Here is a 19,994-nt window from a genome sequence, read left to right on the forward strand (position 1 = left end):
ATGACTCATTTCGTGAAGAAGCTGCATCCGGAGTTGATTAGGGGCGCACTTTCTGCTGTTATCTAGTCATGCTGCCTCACGACATCCATCTCGAAACCCTTGCTGTTCACGCAGGAATGGAGGGCGTGCAGGAATCTGGTGCACACGTTCCCTCCATCGACCTCTCTACGACGAACCCGCTGCCCAGCGTTGAAGTCGGCGGTGATTCCTACGAAAACCTCGCTACGGGAAACCCCCTCATCGACGGCCACTCCGCGGTGTACCAGCGACTCTGGCAGCCGGGCGTTGCCCGCTTCGAAGACGGCCTCGCTGCCCTCGAAGGCGCCGAAGCCGCTGTCGCGTATGCCAGCGGAATGGCGGCTCTCTCCGCCGTGCTGATCTCGATTGCCTCGGCCGGTCGCCCGCACGTTGTTGGCGTTCGTCCGCTCTACGGTGGAACCGACCATGTGCTCGACAACGGGCTTCTCGGCACGACTGTCACGTGGGCTGACGCCGACTCGATAGCCAGCGCCATTCAACCCAACACCGGTCTCATCATCATCGAGTCCCCCGCCAATCCCACTCTCGAACTCGTCGACATCAAGAAGGTCGTTGCCGCCGCTGGCGCCGTGCCCGTCCTTGTCGACAACACCTTCGCGACCCCCGTACTGCAGCGGCCGATTGAACTCGGCGCCGCAATGGTGCTGCACAGCGCCACCAAGTACCTGGGCGGACACGGGGACGTCATGGGTGGTGTCATCGCCACGACCGAAGAGCACGCGAAGGCCCTGCGTAACGTTCGTGCCCTCACCGGTGGAGTTCTTCATCCGTTTGCGGCGTACCTGTTGCACCGCGGCCTCCGCACCCTGCCCCTGCGCGTTCGTGCGCAGCAGGAGACGGCCGGTGAACTCGCCAGCCGTCTCGACGGACACCCTGCACTCGCTCGCGTTCTCTACCCCGGCCTGCCTGGGCAAGACCCGGCGGGTCTTATCGGCACGCAATCCGCTGGCGCCGGCTCGCTTATCGCCCTCGACCTTGCAGGCGGTTACGACGCCGCAGCGAAGTTCACCGAATCGGTGAAGCTGATCACGCACGCGGTATCGCTCGGCGGCATCGACACTCTCGTGCAGCATCCGGCATCGCTCACCCACCGCCCCGTCGCCTCTGAGGCGAAGCCGGGCGCAGGAATAGTTCGAATCTCGGTCGGGCTTGAGCACGTTGATGACCTCATGAACGACATCGCGGCAGCACTCGACGCCGTCACGAGCAGCTAACCTCACTCGCACCAACGCAGAGAGCCGCTGTCCCCGTGGGGGCAGCGGCTCTCTGTCATTTCACTCCGGCAAAGCCGGAGGCAGCACTACTTCTTCTTGCGAGCAGCGGCCCGCAGCTTCGAGATTTCGTAGAGCGTGACGCTGGCCGCGATACCGGCGTTCAGCGACTCTGTGGAGGCGCTAATCGGGATCGAGACGATCGCGTCGCAGTTCTCGGTAACGAGTCGAGAAAGACCCTTACCCTCGCTACCCACGACGATCAACACGGGCTCTTTCGCCAGCGGAAGCGAAGGAAGCGATACGTCGCCGTCGCCGTCGAGGCCGAGCACGAAGACACCGCGCTTCTTGTACTCCTTGATCATCTGCGTGAGGTTATTCGCCATCGCAACGGGGGTACGAGCTGCGGCGCCGGCGGAGGTCTTCCAGGCGGATGCCGTCATACCGACAGAGCGACGTTGCGGAACGATGACTCCCTGGCCACCAAACGCGGCAACCGAGCGAACGATAGCGCCGAGGTTGCGCGGGTCGGTAATACCGTCGAGAGCTACGAGCAGCGGAACCTGACCCCGCGCCTCAACCTTGTCGAGGAGCTCCATCGGATGCGCGTACTCGTACGGCGGCACTTTGAGGGCAAAGCCCTGGTGCACGGAGTCGAATCCCGCGAGACGGTCCAGTTCTGGACGCATCACTTCGAGCACGGCAAGATTGCGGGCAGTGGCAAGCTTCAAGATCTCTTTTACACGGTCGTCGTATTCGATGCGAGCAGCCATATACAGAGTGTTAGCGGGGATCTTGGCGCGAAGAGCCTCGAGAACCGAGTTACGGCCGGTGACCATCTCTGATTCGTCAGCCGACTTCGCTACTCGCGACCGACTGGGTTGACTCGGACGCTGGGGACCACCCTCAGAGCCCTTGCCGCCGCTGCGACGAGTTCCACCGGCCGCTTCATAGCGCTCAGCAGCAGCCTTGCGCTTGCCGGCGGGATGATACGGACGATCTTCTGCTTTAGGGGTGGGCTTGCGACCTTCGAGAGCTTGACGCCCCTGGCCTCCCGAGCCGACTTGGGGGCCCTTGCGGCCCTTGCGTACCGCTCCTGCGCGGGGTGTGTTACCTGGGTTTTTCACGAGTGTTGCTCCTGTCGGAAGCGCCGATCAGTCACGGCAAGCTCCAATGCGATCCGGTCGAGTCATCTTCTAGAGTGATGCCCGCCGCTGATAGTTCATCACGGATTCGGTCTGCTACAGCGAAATCCTTCGCTGTGCGGGCCGTATTGCGATCCTCAATGAGCTTGTCAACCAGTGCTGATAATGCAGCAACAGCCGGTTCTGAACGATCAGAACCCCATCGTGGATCAAGTGGGTTGATACCCAAAACCTGTGCCATAGCGATCACTTGCGAACGCGCCGTAGCGACCGTTGCAAGATCCCCATCGTCGAGGGCGGCATTGCCCGAACGAATCGTTTCGTGCACTACCGCGAGCGCTTGCGGCACCGCAAGGTCGTCATCCATCGCTTCGCCAAATGCCTCGGGCACCTCGTTGGTGTTCGCAGTATCGAAGCGAGTGTCACGCAGTCGGCGCGACGCCCGCTCGATGAACACCTCAAGGCGCTCGAAGGCGGCCTCAGCTTCTGCAAGCGACGTGTCAGTGTAGTCGATTGTGGAGCGATAATGTGCGGCACCGAGCAAATAGCGCACCACAATGGGGCGGGCAGCATCGAGAAGGCCGCGGGCAAAGACCGAGTTGCCGAGCGATTTCGACATCTTCTGGCCATTCACATTGACCATGCCGTTGTGCACCCAGTGGCGGGCGAATTCATCGCCGAGCGCCGTTGACTGCGCAAGTTCGTTCTCGTGGTGCGGGAACCGTAGGTCGAGCCCACCGCCGTGGATGTCGAACGCTCCACCCAAATAGCGGCGAGACATGGCCGAGCATTCGATGTGCCAGCCGGGGCGGCCGTCACCCCACGGCGATGACCAGGATGCCGAAGCAGGTTCGCTGGGCTTGCTGCCCTTCCACAGAGCAAAGTCGCGGGCATCGCGCTTGGCCCGCGGATCGGCGTCGGCGGCAGCGACCATGTCGTCGAGCTTCTGACGAGTGAGCTCGCCATACGACGGCCAGGATTTAGTATCGAAGTAGACGTCGCCCGAGCCATCGGTGGCGGCGTACGCGTGACCGCGCTCGATAAGCAGCGCAATCAGGTCGCGCATCTCGGAGATGTTAGCTGTTGCCCGCGGCTCATAGCTCGGCGGCAGGATGCCCAACTCGTTGTAGCCGGCCGTGAATTCGAGTTCGATGCGGTACGCCAGAGCCCACCACTGTTCCGTGGAGCCCTCGGCTGCGGCATCCGCTGCCTTGCTCAGAATCTTGTCGTCGATGTCGGTGACGTTGCGCACGAGCGTGACATCGAGGCCACGGTAGGTGAGCCAGCGGCGCCAAATGTCGTAGACGAGGGCCGAACGCAAGTGACCGATGTGAGGTGCTGACTGCACCGTGGGGCCGCACACGTACATTCCCACCTTGCCCGGTTCGCGGGGGTCAAGGTCGACGAGGCTGGCGCTACGGGTGTCATACAGGCGAATAGTCACTAAGCAAGTTTAGCGACCGCCGCTGGGTATTACACGGTTGAGGGCAGCGCGGGGCCAGAGAGCCCCGCGCCGCAGACAATTACTTCGTGTAAGTGTAAAAACCTCGACCGGTCGCGATACCGAGGTAGCCCTTGTCGATGTACTCCGTCTTGAGCCACTCAGCGAACCTCTTCGTGTTCTCGTCGCCGTGGGACATGATATTGTACGGGGTCGTGAGACCGATCACGTCAAAGATCTGGAACGGCCCCAAAGGAGCACCGGTCGCGATCCGCCAGGTGTTATCTACGTCAGCGGGTTCGGCGTAGCCATCAGCACCGAGCTCAGCTGCCGCGTTGAGGAACGGCACGAGCAGCGAGTTGAGAACGTAGCCGGCCTTTTCCTTGTGAATCGGAATCGGCACCATACCGATGGCCTTCGAAAACTCGACAACGGCATCAAAGATGGCGGGATCGGTGTCGCTCGTGCCCATGATCTCGGCGGTGTTGAACTTCCAGATCTGGTTTGCAAAGTGAAGGGCCAAGAACTTGTCGACGCGACCCGTGGACTCCTTCATGTCGCTCGGCAACAGAGTGGAGGAGTTCGTGGCGAAGATCGTGTGTGCGGGGGCGAGCTTTCCCAGCTCGGCATAGGTGGACTTCTTGAGGTCGAGGATCTCGGGGATCGCTTCGATCACGAGGTCTGCTTCGGAGACAGCATCGCCGAGGTCAGCCGAGAAGCGCACGCGAGTGAGTGCGTCCTTCGCTTTGCCATCGGCTGCGCCGTCTACTCCGTCGGCAATGTAGGTGTCTACGAGTCCGGTGAAACGCTCGCGAGCCTTCTCGAGAGCGTCGTCGTTAATGTCATAGGCGACCACGTTGAAACCGCTGTACGCCGTCTGGAAAGCAATCTGTGACCCGAGCACGCCCGTACCCAAAACTGTCACACGCTGAATGTTTGTCATTGCGCCTTCTTTCTCTTGTCGCGGTGATCGACCGCTACCTTGAACATACGCCTGCGAACTGTGTCCAAACTGGGTATTTCAGCAGTGCCACCGCGTTAAAGCACGAAGGCCCACACCGTGTCGGTGTGGGCCTCGCAGCGCGATCGCTATTCGACAGTGGAGAGCAGTTCTACAAGTTCATCGAGCACTGAATCTGCGCCTTCGTCTTCCGAAGACAGCGTTACGGTCTCGCCCTGAGAAACCCCGAGCGAGATCACAGCGAGGATGCTCGCGGCGTTGACAACTTTGTCGCCCTTGCCCACCGTGATGCGCAAACCGCTCTTGCTCACCGCCTGAGTGAAGAGCGCTGCAGGGCGAGCGTGGAGGCCGGAGGGAGAGACGATTGTTGCTGTGCGTTCTGACATTTTGTACCTGTTTCTCAGCGCGATGAGCCGCGCCTGCGTGAGTGCAATGGACGGTGAGGCCACATTCGGTTATCAGCAGCGCGCGGGGCGAGCCCAGAACCACCGCCCGGAGCTAGCGGCGTGCCGCACTACCGAGAATACGCCGATTCCACTCGTCGTCGCGTCGCGACAATAAGTCGCTCAGCTGGAGCGGAAACTAGCGAGCGCGAATCAACGCGGTCGCGATCGCAGCCACACCCTCGCCACGGCCAGTGAAACCGAGAGCATCGGTTGTGGTTCCCGCGACGCTGACAGGGGCACCCAAGATCTCGCTCAAGAGCGCCTCGGCCTCAACCCGACGCCGCGAGATGATCGGACGATTACCAATGACTTGAACAGAAACGTTGCCGACATCGAAGCCCGCCTGGTTCACCAAACGCAGCGCCTCGGCCAAGAACACGTCGCCGTGAGCAGCAGCGAATCGAGGGTCGCTGGTACCAAAAATACTTCCCAGGTCGCCCAACTGAGCCGCTGACAAGAGAGCGTCACAAATGGCGTGCGACACCACGTCGCCGTCGCTGTGGCCGTGGAGACCCGCCTCATCCGGCCAATGGAGTCCTGCGAGCCACAGGGGTTTCGCCGCATCGAAAGCGTGCACATCAGTGCCCGTGCCCACGCGAAGGTCGAATTCAGAAGGACTCATTAGTAGCTGCTCCGCACGGTCTAGTTCCCAAGGCGTCGTGATCTTGAAGGCCAAGTGGTCGCCGGTGATTACCGACACGGGATGCCCGAGCGCCCCGACAAGCGCGGCATCATCGGTGAATTCGTGGGTAGCGGCAGCGTGCGCCGCTACGAGTTGGCTACGCGGAAACCCTTGGGGAGTTTGAACCGCTGCGAGGGCTGAACGATCAACCGTCTCAAGGATGCGACCCTCGGCATCCGTGCGCTTGATGGTGTCAGTCACGGGCAGGCCAGGAATGACGCCGGCGCCAGACCTCAGCACTTCGGCGACGACAGCGTCGAAAAGACTCCGTGGCGCCAGCAAACGAGCGGCGTCATGCACGAGAACCACTTCGACGGCGGGATGCACTAGCGCGAGCGCCGTGGCGACCGACTCTTGACGAGTAGAGCCACCAACGACGACGGTGAATCCCCGGTCATTCGCTCCCGGGACCTCGCTGATGAGCTGCTTAGCCGTCGCCTCATACGTCGCGGGAACCGTAACGATGACTTGCGCGCGTTCAGTCATGGCAAAAACAGGCTCGAGGGCGCGGCTGAGAGTCGCACGACCGGCCACGGGCACGAACGCCTTGGGCTCACTTTTGCCCAGCCGAGTGCCACTACCAGCGCCGACGACGATGACCGCGACGAGCGGCTCGACAGTAGTGCTCATGTGCAAAGCAGCGTGCCTAATGGATTAGGACGCGAGAACCTCGTCGAGAACCAACGATGCCTTGTCTTCGTCAGTCTTCTCAGCGAGCGCAAGCTCAGAGATAAGAATTTGACGTGCCTTCGCAAGCATGCGCTTTTCGCCGGCTGAAAGCCCGCGATCTTGGTCACGACGCCAGAGGTCACGAACGACCTCGGAGACCTTGATGACGTCACCCGAAGCAAGCTTCTCAAGGTTGGCCTTGTACCGGCGTGACCAGTTGGTGGGCTCTTCAGTGAACGGCGCGCGAAGCACCTCGAACACGGCGTCGAGCCCCTCGCGACCAATAACGTCGCGAACGCCCACGAGATCAACATTCTCTGCGGGAACTTCGATGGTGAGATCACCCTGAGTTACGTTGAGCTTGAGATAAACTTTCTCTTCACCCTTGATGGTGCGCTTCTTCACCTCGGTGATGGTTGCAGCACCGTGATGGGGATAAACGACAGTCTCGCCGACCTCAAACAACATGAATAGTGGTCCTCTCGAAGAAAACCCAGTTTATCACAGTAAACGCATGGTAAGGGTTGCCTAAGTAAAGCGCTCGGCGCGGCTATCTATTAGTATGAATCTGTGACAGTTCTCACTCGCGCGACACGCGCCGCAGCCTCCGCCCTTATCGCCGGATCCCTTCTCGTGGGCACCGCCGGTTGTTCGTTCATTACGCCTACGGCGACGTTGAACCAGTACGACCCCAGCGACGGTATCGGCGCCGAGGTCGGCGACGTCAAGGTGCGCAACGTTCTTGCTATCAGCAACGATGACGAATCGGCCGTTAGCCTCATGGTGACAATCATCAACACGAGCTCGTCGAGTGGCAGCCTTCGCCTCCAGTACGAATCGGCAGACGGAGAGCGCATCGACATCTCCAAGCCTGTTTCTTCGGGCGACGTCAAGAGCTACGGCACCGAGGTCGATGGCGACATGATCGTGATCAACGATGCCGACGTTCGCGCCGGTCAGCTATTCCCCATCTACTTCCAGTTCGGCAACGAGAGCGGCAGCGAACTGCTGGTTCCCGTCATCTCGAGCGACGACCCGATTTACGCCGATCTGGCGCCCGCTAGCGCCCTCGGCTAACAAGCGCGTTGCCTTGCGCCATGCTCGCGAGACCAGCTGACGCTCGCGAGACCAACTGACGCTCGCGAGACCAGCAGTGCCCCAGGCCAACAGGCGCACTGGACGAACAGGCGCACTGCAGTCTTAGCCGCGTGCGCGTGCGCCTGTCTCGTTCTAATCTTCGAAGCGGTAGCCGAGCCCACGCACGGTCACGAGAAGTTTCGGCTGCGACGGCAGCTTCTCGATCTTTGAACGAATGCGCTTGATGTGCACGTCGAGAGTTTTGGTGTCACCGAAGTAATCGGCACCCCACACTCGATCGATGAGCTGGCCACGCGTGAGCACGCGTCCACCGTTGCGCAACAAGAGTTCGAGCAATTCGAATTCCTTCAACGGCATAGTGACGTCGGCGCCGTCAACGGATACCGTGTGCCGCTCCACGTCCATGCGCACTCCCCCCGCTTCAAGCACCGAGTCGGTCTCGTCGATGTCTTCTGCGCGGCGGCGCATAACGGCACGGATGCGGGCCAAGAGCTCACGAGTGGAGTAAGGCTTAGTCATGTAGTCGTCTGCACCCAGCTCAAGGCCGACCACGATATCCACTTCGCTGTCCTTGGCAGTGAGCATGATGATGGGCACGTTCGAGCGAGTACGGATCTCGCGGCACACCTCGGTGCCCGCAAGACCGGGAAGCATGAGGTCGAGCAGAATAAGATCGGCGCCGTTACGGTCGAACTCGGCAAGTCCCGCGAGGCCGTCTTCAGCGATCGTCGTCTCGTAGCCTTCGCGCTCGAGCAAGAATGCGAGAGGTTCGCTCAACGACGGCTCGTCTTCGACGATCAGAATGCGGGTCATTGTTTGTCTCCTGTTGCGTTGGTTACGTCGGGATCGATTTCGGGAAGGCGAATCGTGAAAGTGGAGCCTTGGCCGAGATGCGACCAGACGCGGATGTCACCGCCGTGGTTTTGCACGACGTGCTTGGCGATGCTGAGGCCGAGCCCGCTACCACCGGTGTGACGGCTGCGAGCGGGATCGCTGCGGTAAAAGCGTTCGAATACACGGTCGAGCTCATCGTCGGGAATTCCGACACCCTGGTCAGTGACCGAGATCTCGATAGCTCCATCGCGGTGACGAACGCCGATTCCTACGCGCGTATTCTCCGGTGAATACTGCACGGCGTTAGAAATAAGATTGTCGAGCGCAAGCACCAGCAGGGTTTCGTCCCCGAAAACCTCGAAACCGGTGAGCTTTCCACTCGCCAGGTCAACCTTGTTGAACTCAGCGACGGCGCGGTTTTGGTCGATCGCAATGGACACGACATTGTCAATATCTACCAGTGCGGCTTCGGCTAGCCCATCGGCGGATTGCAATCGCGAGAGTTCGATGATCTCTTGCGTAATGCGAGCGAGACGGTGTGATTCTTTCGTGAGGCGCTTCGCGAACCGCTTGACCTGATCCGGCTCGTCTGAGGCGCTGACGAGCGCTTCGGCGAGCAACCCGACCGCACCGATGGGGGTTTTGAGCTCGTGGCTGATGTTGGCCACGAAGTCACGACGCACCTCATCGAGGCGGTATGACTCGGTGCGGTCTTCGGCCAACAGCAAAACGTAGCGCGTTCCGAGGCGAGCAACACGAACAAAAAGATAAATGTTGGCGTCACCGAAAGGGCCGCGCGATAAGTGCACTTCTTGGGCAATCGGCTCGCCGGTGCGACGCACTTGATCGACAAATTCAACGAGTTCCGGATGCACGAGCGCATGGTTCCAAACAAGACCGTAGGTCAGCGCCCCTGTCGACGCTTTCATGATGTTGTTGGAGGGATCGAGCACGATACCCGCGGATTCAAGCGCATCGATGACCTGATCAACGCCATCTGGCACGGCGGAAGAGACCACGTGGGCGGCTCTTTGGCCCCGCTTGGCGGCTGCGTAAATGATAAAGGACATGCCACCGCCGAGAAATACGCCAAAAGCGAGGGCGGCAGGCACGAGCCACGCAGAGTCCATACCGACTAGATTAGTTACATCTGGAGCATCCGCTTGCCGCAAGTTCGCGACGAGTGCTCACTTCAGATAAAGTTCAGGCCGCCAACACCTGTTGTTAACCTAACGCGGGCAGGGTGGCCTAAGCCGTGCGGGCTTCGTCATGCCCGTATCGAAGGGACGTAGATAGCGTGCGCGAAGTATTTCAACAAGAACTGCGCGAGGTGCAAGATCGCCTCGTGGAAATTGCCAGCCTGGTGGCTGTCTCAATAGACAACGCCACAAAAGCATTCAATGAATCAGACGTGTCACTGGCAGAAACAGTGATTGCGGATGATGACCAAATTGATATTGCGGCAGCCGAACTCGATGAGCTTGCGATTAACATCCTCGCTCGTCAACAACCTGTCGCCCGCGACTTGCGAATTGTAGTGAGTGCCTTGCGCATCAGCGCATCGCTTGAGCGCATGGGTGACATGGCTGAGCACATCGCTCAGCTTGCCCGTTACCGCTTCCCCGACAAGGTTGTGCCCAAGTCTCTGCGAGCAACTTTCGCAGAGCTCGGAGCACTCGACGTCGCGGTCGCGAACAAGCTGGTTGAGCTGCTCAAGCATGAAGACGTGCGCGTTGCTGAAGAGATTCGCAACGACGACGACAAAATTGATGCGCTGCACCTCAGTGTGTTCGACAAGGTGCTCGGCGAGACCTGGAAGGGCGCTGCAGTCGATACTGTGGATGCCACTCTGGCGTCGCGCTACCACGAGCGCTTCGCCGACCACGCGGTCTCCATCGCCAAGAAGGTTCAATACCTTGCTACCGGCGACTGGGTTCAGGACGACGACTAAGCACGTCGCTTCACGACAAAGCCCCGACGAGATTCGATCTCGTCGGGGCTTTGCGCGTTAACGCGTGGGTGAGGCCGGGGCTACTTCTTGCCCTGTGATGCGACTGCGGCAGCGCCGGCAGCAGCAGCCTCGGGGTCGAGGTAGTAAGCGGGCTTGATCGGCATGAAGTTGTCGTCGAGCTCGTACACCAGCGGGATACCCGTGGGGATGTTGAGGCTCGCGATGTCGTCGTCTGAAATGCCATCAAGGTGCTTCACGAGCGCGCGCAGCGAGTTGCCGTGGGCGGTGACGAGCACGGTCTTGCCGGCCGCGAGATCCTTGGTGATGTCGGATTCCCAGTAGGGCAGCATGCGGTCGATGACGAGCTTCAGGCTCTCGGTGCGAGGAATCTCACCATCGATGCCGACGTAGCGACGGTCGTGGACTTGGCTGTATTCAGCCTCGTCGTCGAGCGGGGGCGGCGGCACATCGAAGCTGCGGCGCCAGGTCATGAACTTCTCGTCGCCGAACTCTTCCAGCGTTTGAGCTTTGTCTTTGCCCTGCAGCGCGCCGTAGTGACGCTCGTTGAGACGCCACGAGCGCTTCACGGGCAGCCAGTCGAGGTCGGCAACCTGCAAGGCGATGTTGGCGGTGTGGATCGCACGCTTGAGAAGCGATGTGTACTGAACATCAGGCTGCTTGTCGAACGCGGCGATGAGCTCGCCTGCGCGGTTCGCCTCGGTGCGGCCTTGGTCGGTTAGCCCGACATCGACCCATCCGGTGAAGAGGTTCTTTTGGTTCCATTCGGAGTTGCCATGGCGCAACAAAATCAGGGTGTGAGTCATGACTCAAGAGTACCGAGAATGAGCGGATGCTGCTGCTAGCCGCGAGTAACGCCCCCAAGGCGTGGCAGTCGGGGCACGTTTGCTTCGGCACCGGCATCGGTGGGAACGATGACTTCTTGCGCAGCCGCAATCTCGCCGACGTCGGACGCAACAGCCAGTGTTTCGGCGGCATTCACGGATCGTTTGATCACGGCGAGCGCGATGGGCCCGAGTTCGAAGTGGCGCGCAGAAGCCGTCACAGATCCCACAGTTTTCTCACCGAGACGAACTTCGGCGCCGACCTCGGGCAGGGCGCCCTCAGAGCCGTCGAGGTGAAGCATTACGAGGCGACGCGGCGGATGCCCGAGATTGTGTACTTTGGCCACGGTCTCTTGCCCGCGGTAGCACCCCTTGTTGAGGTGCACGGCGGAGCGCATCCAGTCCAATTCGTGCGGAATGGTGCGGTCATCAACTTCGGAGCTAAAGCGAGGGCGCCAGGCGGCAATGCGAAGGGCATCGACGGCGAGCGAACCCGCAGCGTCGAAAGCAGAAAGATCGGCATCGATAGCGACCAGTGTTTCGCGGTAGCTCCACGTAGCACCCGGGTGTGTTTCTGAAGTGGCGTACTGGTGGCCACCACGCACGACGGAGGACCACGGATCGACCCACACGAGCGCCACCTCGCGCGAAGCGGCAGCGGGTACCTGGAGGGCATCGCCAAAGCTGCCGATCGTCACAAAGTCGTCGCTACGGTCAGCGATCTCTACGCGAAGCGTGAAGCGCATGCGGTTGAGCCAGGCCTGAAGCGGTTCACGCTGTGAGCCATCGATGAGCAGCCACAGGGTTTCGCCGTCATCGACAAGCCGCATGGCGTGCTCGACGCGGCCATTGGGGTTGAGGAGGAGCGTTTCAGCGCTCTCGCCGGGAGTGAGATTCTTGAGCGACTGCGTGGTGAGAGAGTCGAGCCAGGTAAGACGATCGGGGCCAGTGATGGTGAGCACGGCGCGGTCGGCAAGTTCGACGACGGAACGGCCTTCTACCAGCGCACGCTGCTCGCCAAACGGGTTGCCATAGTGCTCGGGCGGGTTTCCGATGGCTCCGGGGCGCGACGAGAACGAACTATTCGACACGAGCGAGCCGCCCGGACGCGTGCGTGCGCAAGTCTTGGCCTAGCGCCGCGATATCCCACGCCCACAGCAAATGGCCCTCGACGAGTCCATACATGCGGGTCGCCGCGGTGTACTCCTTGGCACCCTGCGTGCGCATGACTGCGTCGGTTGCGAGATCGATACGGGGACCGGTTACTTCGCCGATGTAAAACTCGTTGATGCCACCCGGATGCACGATGGACGCCTCAATCTCGAAGCCGCCGTTCGGTGTGCGCAGTTTTTCGACCTCGTCGGCCGAGCCGAACGGGCGCTCCCCCAGAGCAGGCAGCAAGCCGGGGCCAGGGTCGCCAGCGGTCGCGGCGCGACGAAGGCGCCAATACCCGGTCTCCGTTACGTGGGGAGTTTTCTCATCGTCGAGCAACCAGGTGTAGGAGTTGTAATTGAGGTGCGGAAGGCCATCGTGGGTAAAGCTAACGCGCTGACCAAACTCGATCGTGCGCGTTTCGTCGCCGACCTTGTAGTCGACGATACCCGTGCCTTCCCAGAGGCCAACGAGCCACGAAAGTGGCGCTAGTTCAGCCGGGCCGGAGGCGTCGAGCTCAATTACCATGGCGCGCTGTTAGCGCTGGCCGCGAAAGAGGTTGTAGACGACAACGACCGATACGTAGCCGATAGACAGCGTCGCGAGACCAAGAAGGCCGACGAAGAAGAGCTCAAGTGCGAGAAGCATGTACTAATCCTATCCCTGTGCAGCCCAGCAGCACTAAATGAAAGCGAAAATCGCTGTGCCCGCAGCCACAACTACGAGAGCGCCAACCATGCTGGCGGTTGCTCGTGCAACGAAACCCTCTTTGCGGTGAATGAGCAGTTGAACAACGAACGTGAAGATGACACAGGCCGCGAGAACGATCGCCAGCCAAGTGACGCGCGACTCGGGCGCGGCAACCGCACCGATAATGACCGTGCCCACGAGGCTCAACGCCCACACCGGCACGACGCTCCACTTTTGCCAAGTCATTGACCCATCGTACCGAGAAGCGGGCGATGCGGGGGCCGTCACGAGCGCGCGGCGGCGCACGGTAGAATCACTTTCACGCAGTGGGGAGGCCATATGGCACACATCTTGATGCTTAGCTCTGCGCCCGACGCTGATCCATTACCCGCCCTGGGTTTGCTCAGTCACACGGTGGAGGTTGTCGTTGCTGCGCCCGCGACCCTGGTTGCCGCGCCCACCACTGATCTCATCATTGTCGACGCGACCACCAATCTTGCTGCTGCCAAAGGGCTATGCGGCGTGCTCCACTCGGGTGGAATCGCGGTTCCGCTCTTCGCTGTCGTCACCGACGGCGGCCTCGCTGCAGTCAATCACCAATGGCACCTCGACGATCTTCTTGTCGTTGGCGCCGGCCCGGCCGAAATCGATGCCCGCATCCGTTTGGCACTGGCGCGCCGCGAAGGGGAGAGTTCGGCATCGAAGATTCGCGCATCCGGAATTGTGATCGACGAAGCGAGCTACTCGGCGAAGGCTCGAGACCGCTCGCTCGACCTCACGTTCAAAGAGTTCGAGTTGCTGCGCTTCTTGGCCTCGCACCCCGGCCACGTGTTCACACGCGAGCAGCTACTGAGCGAAGTGTGGGGCTACGACTATTTCGGAGGCACCCGCACCGTCGACGTTCACGTTCGACGACTGCGTTCCAAGCTCGGTGACCTCGAATCGCTTATTGGCACGGTTCGCAACGTGGGCTACTGCTTTAACATCGCCGAAGAAGCCGAGAAGGCGCCTAAGCCCGAGGCTATTGCCGAACCAGCGGATGCTCCCGTGGACGTCATGCCCGACAGCATCGCGGTCTAGGGCACACTTCCACCGATTTTCTCCCCATCGCGCGTCAAGTTAATCCGTTGTTCATCACTCAGTGGCAGGATGATCAGATGGACAACGACAGCGCGATAGCCGATCCCAGCGCCGCTACAGATTCTCTCGATGAATATGACATCGAAGAGTCGTCGAGCGTCGACGACGGCACGTTGATTTACGACCGCTACCTCGATCGCGAACTGAGCTGGCTCGCATTCAACCAGCGAGTGCTCGAACTCGCCGAGGACGAGTCGCTGCCGCTGCTGGAACGCGCCAACTTCTTGGCCATTTTTGCGAGCAATCTCGACGAGTTCTTTATGGTGCGCGTCGCTGGCCTCAAGCGCCGCATCGACACCGGACTTGCCGTGCCGACCAATACCGGTCGTGCTCCCGCCGACGTTCTCGACGAGCTGAGCGCCGCCGCTCACGCGCTGCAAGAGCGTCACGCGGCCGAGTTCCGCAACAGTGTCAAGCCCGCGCTCGATGACGAAGGCATCCACATCGAGTCGTGGTCTGACCTCGGCCCCGAAGACCGTGAGCGCGTCGACGAAATCTTCTCGAGCCAGATCTTTCCCGTGCTCATGCCCCTGGCCGTTGACCCCGCGCATCCATTCCCGTACATCTCCGGGCTCTCGTTGAACCTGTCGATTCGCGTGCGCAACCCCAAGACGCAAAAAGAAGAATTTGCGCGTCTCAAGGTGCCGAGCGTATTGCCGCGGTTCATTCAATTGCCGGATGACGGCAGTGACCAGCTGCGCTACATCCCCCTCGAAGATCTGATCTCCAACCACCTTGACGCCCTGTTTCCGGGGATGGAGATTCTGGCGCACCACGAATTCCGCGTCACTCGCAACGAAGATGTCAACGTCGATGAAGATGAGTCAGAGAACCTGATCAAGTCGCTCGAGAAGCAGATTCTTAATCGCCGCTTCGGGCCGCCGATCCGTCTTGAAATCACCGACGACATGGATGACGTGACGCTCGGCCTGCTCGTGCGCGAGCTCAAGATCACCGAGCACGAGGTGTATCGCTTGCCCGCCCCGCTGAACCTCAGCGGGCTGTTCCAGCTCACGCGCATCGACCGCCCGGCGCTCAAGTACCTGCGGCACGTGCCGATTACGAGCCCCGACCTCATGCCCACCGAGGGCAATGAGCGGGCCGACATCTTCCGGGCCATCGCTCGCAAAGACATCCTGCTGCACCACCCGTACGAATCGTTTTCCACGAGCGTGCAGGCGTTCTTGGAGCAAGCCGCCGCTGACCCGGATGTGCTCGCCATCAAGCAGACCCTGTACCGCACGAGCGGTGACAGCCCCATAGTCGAGGCTCTGATCGACGCAGCTGAGGCCGGCAAGGCCGTACTCGCCCTCGTAGAGATCAAAGCGCGTTTCGACGAGACCGCCAATATCTCGTGGGCTCGCAAGCTCGAGAAAGCAGGCGTGCACGTTGTCTACGGCCTCGTCGGGCTCAAGACGCACTGCAAACTCGCGCTCGTCGTTCGTCAAGAAGAGGGCAAGCTGCGCCACTACGCCCACATCGGCACCGGAAATTACAACCCCAAAACCAGTCGTTTGTACGAAGACCTCGGGCTGCTGACCGCCGACGACCAGGTCGGAAAAGACCTCACTCGACTCTTCAACGAACTTTCTGGCTACGCCATCGAAAAAAAGTTCAAGCGACTTCTCGTGGCTCCGCGCCATCTGCGCAAGGGCCTCGTGAAGCAGATCGCGAACGAGGCTAAGAACGCCCGCGCTGGCCTGCCCTCCGGCATCCGCATCAAGCTGAATTCCATGGTGGATGAGGCGATCATCGATGCTCTCTACCGCGCCAACAATGCGGGAGTTCCGATCGATATCGTCGTGCGCGGCATTTGCTCGCTGCGCGCCGGAGTTCCGGGCCTCAGCGAGAACATTCGGGTGCGTTCCGTGCTCGGTCGCTACCTTGAACATTCACGCGTTTTTTCGTTCCACAACGACGGAGACCCGCAGGTTTTCATCGGCAGCTCTGACATGATGCACCGCAACCTCGACCGCCGCGTCGAGGCCCTCGTGCGCATCGTAGAGCCGGAGCACGTCGAAGAGCTCGACTACATGTTCGACCTCGCCGTCGCCGATACCACCGCCTCGTGGTGGCTCGATTCTGAGGGCGATTGGGTGCGCCATAGTCGTTCCGAAGATGGCGAACCGCTCAATGACCTACAGAATGTCCTTATGAAGAGAATCACGCAGCGCAAACGAGGCGGAGTTCGCCGATGACCGCAGCGGCAACACCGGTGCTCGCCGCAGGCATCGTCTGCTGGCGAGTTGTCGACGACAAACCCCGGGTGCTGCTGGTGCATCGCACTGTTCACAAAGACGTCTCGCTGCCGAAGGGCAAGCTCGATCCGGGGGAACTGCTGCCCGAGACTGCCGTGCGCGAGATTCACGAAGAGACCGGTTTGAGCGTTGAGCTCGGCGTTCCGCTCGGCAAAGTGCACTACACGCTCGGCAACGGCCGCGACAAGTACGTGCACTATTGGGCCGCCGAAGTGAACGACCACATTTTGGAGCTGGCGAAGTTCACTCCCAACGACGAAATATCGTCGCTTGAGTGGCTGCCGCTCGCGAAGGCGCGCAAGAAGGTCAGCTACGAGCACGACATCGACGTTCTCGATCGTTTTGCTGCCGTCTACGAGGCCGGCAACGCACGCACTTTCGCGATGATTGCCGTGCGTCACGGTAAAGCCGTTCCCGGCGAGACCTGGGACGGGCCAGATGCCACGCGCCCGCTCATGCACCGCGGAACAGACCAAGCAGCCACCATCGCTGGCAGCATCGCCGCGTTCGCCCCCGATCGCATCCTGAGCAGCACCGCTGCTCGCTGCCTCGCGACGATTACGCCGTTAGCCCAGCGCACGGAACTAGAGATCAAGGCCACCGACGACCTCAGCCAAGACGCGTACCGCAGCAACGGTGCCGCCGTGACTGCTCTTGTCGCTAAGCGACTCAAGAAGCAGAAATCGACGGTGCTGTGCAGTCACGGCCCGGTACTCCCCCAAATTGTGGGCGCTCTCGCTGAGGCTTCGCACACGACACCGGATGCCGACCTGCGAGCCGCCGCGCTGTTGAGTACCGGAGATTTTTCGGTACTGCACTTCGCGCGCGATACGAAGAAATTGCGCCTTGTAGCGGTAGAAACGCACCATTCCTGAGGCCGGATCGTGCTCCCCGTAAGCAACTGAGGTTGCCGCGCGGTGAAATCCTGACGAATTCGCGAGAGAATGACGTGCACGTCAGTTTCTCGAAGGGATCCCTGTGAAGTTCACCCGCCTCGGCACCGTCAGCGCACTCGCGATGGTGAGTGCACTCGCTCTCACCGGCTGCGTTCAGACTCCCGTCGGTGACGTCTCGGGCCCTTCCGGCACCATCATCGGTGCCGGCGCTTCCTCACAGCAAGCCGCCCAAGAGGCGTGGGTTCGCGGTTTCCAGCTCGCCAATGTGGCGGCAACGGTCGAGTACGACCCCATCGGTTCTGGCGGCGGACGCGACACCTTCATTGGTGGTGGCGCTGTGTTCGCGGCATCCGACCGTGCGTACAAGGTCGAGGAAATCGCCGACGCCGATTTTCTCTCGTGTGTTGCCGATACCGGCATTCTGGAGATTCCGGCCTACATTTCGCCCATCGCTATCATCTTCAACCTCGACGGCGTCGACTCGTTGAACCTCGACGCTGACACGATCGCCGGTATCTTCACCGGCGAGATCGACCAGTGGGATGACGCAGCCATCGTTGCCCAGAACCCCTCCGTCGATCTGCCCAGCGGCAACATCACGGCGGTGCACCGGGCGGATGACTCCGGAACTACCGCGAACTTCACCGACTATCTCGCCGCGGCAGCGCCCTCAGTGTGGACCGTCGGCTCGATTGAGAAGTGGCCTCTGGAATTCGGTGGCGAAGCTGCGCCCCAGACCTCCGGTGTTGTCGACGCCGTGACCAATGGAACCGGCACAATCGGTTACGCCGATGCCTCCCGCGCTGGCGACCTCGGCACCATCGCCGTCAAGGTCGGAGACGAATACGTTTCGTACTCGCCAGAAGCAGCGGCCGCCATCGTTGACGTCTCGCCCTTCGGCGAAGGCCGCGGCGCGACCGACTTCGCCGTCGAGATCGACCGTGCCTCCACCGCCAGCGGCGTGTACCCGGTCGTTCTCATCAGCTACCTGATCGCCTGCAACGAGTACGTGTCCAGCGATCGCGTGGATGTTATTCGTGGCTACCTTGACTACGTCATCAGCCCCGAAGGCCAACAGGCCGCCGCCGCGGCTGCCGGCTCAGCACCGATTTCTGACGCGCTCTACGAGAAAGCTCTCGCCGCCGTCGCCGCGATCAAATAGCTCACATCCCCGGGATTCCGGGACCGCACTTCGTGGTGTTGATGGGTCGTTTACCTCCCGTTTACCTAACCGGGCGAGAGTGGCTACCTGCCGTGCCTAAGTTTTCTATTTGGGTCGCACCGACCTGAAACCTGAAATCAACATCCCGAAGGGAAAACTGTGAACTTCAAGCGTCTTGGCACCATCGGTGCCATTGCTATCGCAGGCACCATCCTCCTCTCATCGTGCGCAGCAGCAACTGCCGACAACGGCAGCGGTGACGAGAACATGTCCGACCTCACCGGCACGCTCGTTGGCGCTGGCGCATCGTCGCAGCAGTCAGCTCAAGAGGCCTGGGTTGCTGGATTCCAGACCGCAAACGAGAACGTCACGGTTGAATACGACCCCATCGGCTCCGGCGGCGGACGCGACACGTTCATCGGCGGCGGAAGCCTCTTCGCTGGTTCTGACCGCGCGTTCAAGAGCGAAGAAATTGACGAAGACAACTTCGCTTCGTGTGTTCCCGGCACCGGCATCCTCGAGATCCCTGCCTACATCTCCCCCATCGCGATCATCTTCAACCTCGAGGGTGTTGACTCGCTCAACCTCGACGCTGACACGATCGCCGGAATCTTCAACGGCTCAGTCACCAAGTGGAACGACGCAGCCATCGTTGCTCAGAACGACGGCGTGACGCTGCCCGACCTGAACATCACCGCAGTCCACCGCGCCGATGACTCGGGAACGACCGCAAACTTCACCGACTACCTGTCGGCTGCTGCTCCCTCGGTCTGGACCGTCGGATCGATCGAGACCTGGCCCACTGAGTTCGGTGGCGAGGGTGCTCCTCAGACCTCGGGTCTCGTTGACGCCGTCACCAACGGAACCGGAACCATCGGTTACGCCGACGCATCGCGCGCCGGTGACCTCGGAACCGTTTCCGTCAAGGTTGGCGACGAGTACGTTCCTTACTCCCCCGAAGCTGCAGCGGCAATCGTTGACGCCTCGCCCTTCGCAGAAGGCCGCGGCGAAACTGACTTCGCTCTTGAGCTTGACCGCGCATCCGACGCCTCGGGTGTGTACCCGGTCGTTCTGATCAGCTACCTCATCGGGTGCAACGAGTACGCCTCGAGCGACAATGTTGACCTGGTGAAGGCCTACATGTCCTACATCATCAGCCCTGAGGGCCAGGATGTTGCAGCAGCTTCTGCTGGTTCCGCCCCGATCTCCTCGACGCTGTTCGAGAAGGCACAGGCTGCGGTAGACGCTATCAAGTAACACTCTGAGTCTGCTTCGACCCCGTTGCTACTGGCAGCGGGGTCGGGCAGACTTTGCTCTGGGCGGCGTGAATTCGTTCGTCCAGAAACCCGCATGACCACAGCACGACCTCAGCACGAC

At 60.9% G+C, this 19,994-nt stretch carries 20 protein-coding genes; 8 read left to right on the forward strand and 12 right to left on the reverse strand.

Annotation, left to right across the window (positions count from 1 at the left end):
- Positions 1-68 precede the first annotated feature (68 nt).
- Positions 69-1,253, forward strand: a complete 1,185-nt coding sequence (locus tag ESZ53_RS06400; RefSeq protein ID WP_129072064.1) for a PLP-dependent aspartate aminotransferase family protein — start codon at positions 69-71, stop codon at positions 1,251-1,253.
- An 86-nt stretch (positions 1,254-1,339) separates the two neighbouring features.
- Here ESZ53_RS06400 and rlmB read toward each other — a convergent pair whose 3' ends face one another.
- The 6 genes from rlmB to ESZ53_RS06430 form a co-directional block, all read right to left on the reverse strand.
- Positions 1,340-2,377: a 23S rRNA (guanosine(2251)-2'-O)-methyltransferase RlmB gene (gene rlmB / locus ESZ53_RS06405; RefSeq protein ID WP_129072065.1), complete on the reverse strand. Its 1,038-nt coding sequence runs from the start codon at positions 2,375-2,377 to the stop codon at positions 1,340-1,342.
- 31 nt (positions 2,378-2,408) lie between these two features.
- Positions 2,409-3,839, reverse strand: coding sequence for a cysteine--tRNA ligase (gene cysS, locus ESZ53_RS06410; RefSeq protein ID WP_129072066.1), 1,431 nt, complete (start codon positions 3,837-3,839; stop codon positions 2,409-2,411).
- A gap of 79 nt (positions 3,840-3,918) precedes the next feature.
- Positions 3,919-4,779: a 3-hydroxyacyl-CoA dehydrogenase gene (locus tag ESZ53_RS06415; protein ID WP_129072067.1), complete on the reverse strand. Its 861-nt coding sequence runs from the start codon at positions 4,777-4,779 to the stop codon at positions 3,919-3,921.
- Between the two features lie 146 nt (positions 4,780-4,925).
- On the reverse strand, positions 4,926-5,183 hold the full coding sequence (locus ESZ53_RS06420) for an HPr family phosphocarrier protein (RefSeq protein WP_129072068.1): 258 nt from the start codon (positions 5,181-5,183) through the stop codon (positions 4,926-4,928).
- Positions 5,184-5,379: 196 nt separating this feature from the next.
- A complete protein-coding gene (gene ispD / locus ESZ53_RS06425; protein ID WP_129072069.1) occupies positions 5,380-6,555 on the reverse strand; it encodes a 2-C-methyl-D-erythritol 4-phosphate cytidylyltransferase in 1,176 nt (391 codons plus the stop codon).
- A 24-nt stretch (positions 6,556-6,579) separates the two neighbouring features.
- Positions 6,580-7,062 carry a CarD family transcriptional regulator gene (locus tag ESZ53_RS06430; protein WP_129072070.1) on the reverse strand — a complete coding sequence of 161 codons (483 nt, stop codon included), beginning with the start codon at positions 7,060-7,062 and terminating at the stop codon, positions 6,580-6,582.
- 102 nt (positions 7,063-7,164) lie between these two features.
- Between ESZ53_RS06430 and ESZ53_RS06435 the strand changes: the two genes are divergently transcribed.
- The gene (locus ESZ53_RS06435) at positions 7,165-7,671 is read left to right on the forward strand and encodes a hypothetical protein (protein WP_129072071.1); all 507 of its coding nucleotides are present in this window, start codon (positions 7,165-7,167) and stop codon (positions 7,669-7,671) included.
- A 153-nt stretch (positions 7,672-7,824) separates the two neighbouring features.
- On the opposite strand, the gene ESZ53_RS06440 is transcribed toward ESZ53_RS06435, so the two are convergent.
- Both ESZ53_RS06440 and ESZ53_RS06445 read right to left on the reverse strand, forming a co-directional pair.
- Entirely contained in the window at positions 7,825-8,505 is a 681-nt protein-coding gene (locus tag ESZ53_RS06440; protein ID WP_129072072.1) for a response regulator transcription factor, read from the reverse strand.
- Positions 8,502-9,656 carry a cell wall metabolism sensor histidine kinase WalK gene (locus ESZ53_RS06445; RefSeq protein ID WP_129072073.1) on the reverse strand — a complete coding sequence of 385 codons (1,155 nt, stop codon included), beginning with the start codon at positions 9,654-9,656 and terminating at the stop codon, positions 8,502-8,504. The genes ESZ53_RS06440 and ESZ53_RS06445 overlap by 4 nt, the downstream gene beginning before the upstream one ends.
- A gap of 167 nt (positions 9,657-9,823) precedes the next feature.
- On the opposite strand from ESZ53_RS06445, the gene phoU reads away from it, so the two are divergent.
- Positions 9,824-10,477 carry a phosphate signaling complex protein PhoU gene (phoU, locus tag ESZ53_RS06450; protein ID WP_129072074.1) on the forward strand — a complete coding sequence of 218 codons (654 nt, stop codon included), beginning with the start codon at positions 9,824-9,826 and terminating at the stop codon, positions 10,475-10,477.
- An 80-nt stretch (positions 10,478-10,557) separates the two neighbouring features.
- Here phoU and ESZ53_RS06455 read toward each other — a convergent pair whose 3' ends face one another.
- From ESZ53_RS06455 to ESZ53_RS06470, 4 genes are all read right to left on the reverse strand, one after another.
- A complete protein-coding gene (locus ESZ53_RS06455; protein WP_129072075.1) occupies positions 10,558-11,301 on the reverse strand; it encodes a phosphoglyceromutase in 744 nt (247 codons plus the stop codon).
- 35 nt (positions 11,302-11,336) lie between these two features.
- The gene (locus ESZ53_RS06460) at positions 11,337-12,410 is read right to left on the reverse strand and encodes a folate-binding protein YgfZ (protein WP_168187193.1); all 1,074 of its coding nucleotides are present in this window, start codon (positions 12,408-12,410) and stop codon (positions 11,337-11,339) included.
- Positions 12,400-12,999 carry an FABP family protein gene (locus tag ESZ53_RS06465; protein WP_129072076.1) on the reverse strand — a complete coding sequence of 200 codons (600 nt, stop codon included), beginning with the start codon at positions 12,997-12,999 and terminating at the stop codon, positions 12,400-12,402. Before ESZ53_RS06465 ends, ESZ53_RS06460 begins: the two co-directional genes overlap by 11 nt.
- Positions 13,000-13,152: 153 nt before the next feature.
- Positions 13,153-13,407 carry a hypothetical protein gene (locus tag ESZ53_RS06470; protein WP_129072077.1) on the reverse strand — a complete coding sequence of 85 codons (255 nt, stop codon included), beginning with the start codon at positions 13,405-13,407 and terminating at the stop codon, positions 13,153-13,155.
- A 93-nt stretch (positions 13,408-13,500) separates the two neighbouring features.
- On the opposite strand from ESZ53_RS06470, the gene ESZ53_RS06475 reads away from it, so the two are divergent.
- The 5 genes from ESZ53_RS06475 to ESZ53_RS06495 all read left to right on the forward strand — a co-directional run bounded on the left by ESZ53_RS06475 (position 13,501) and on the right by ESZ53_RS06495 (position 19,874).
- Positions 13,501-14,241, forward strand: coding sequence for a response regulator transcription factor (locus ESZ53_RS06475; protein WP_129072078.1), 741 nt, complete (start codon positions 13,501-13,503; stop codon positions 14,239-14,241).
- A gap of 77 nt (positions 14,242-14,318) precedes the next feature.
- Positions 14,319-16,499, forward strand: coding sequence for an RNA degradosome polyphosphate kinase (locus ESZ53_RS06480; protein WP_129072079.1), 2,181 nt, complete (start codon positions 14,319-14,321; stop codon positions 16,497-16,499).
- Positions 16,496-17,434 carry an NUDIX domain-containing protein gene (locus ESZ53_RS06485; protein WP_129072080.1) on the forward strand — a complete coding sequence of 313 codons (939 nt, stop codon included), beginning with the start codon at positions 16,496-16,498 and terminating at the stop codon, positions 17,432-17,434. Before ESZ53_RS06480 ends, ESZ53_RS06485 begins: the two co-directional genes overlap by 4 nt.
- 103 nt (positions 17,435-17,537) lie before the next feature.
- Positions 17,538-18,617: a phosphate ABC transporter substrate-binding protein PstS gene (locus tag ESZ53_RS06490; protein ID WP_129072081.1), complete on the forward strand. Its 1,080-nt coding sequence runs from the start codon at positions 17,538-17,540 to the stop codon at positions 18,615-18,617.
- Between the two features lie 159 nt (positions 18,618-18,776).
- On the forward strand, positions 18,777-19,874 hold the full coding sequence (locus ESZ53_RS06495) for a phosphate ABC transporter substrate-binding protein PstS (protein WP_129072082.1): 1,098 nt from the start codon (positions 18,777-18,779) through the stop codon (positions 19,872-19,874).
- Positions 19,875-19,994 lie beyond the last annotated feature (120 nt).

Origin of the sequence: Salinibacterium sp. UTAS2018 (genome assembly GCF_004118935.1) — a bacterium.
Taxonomy (GTDB): Bacteria; Actinomycetota; Actinomycetes; order Actinomycetales; family Microbacteriaceae; genus Rhodoglobus.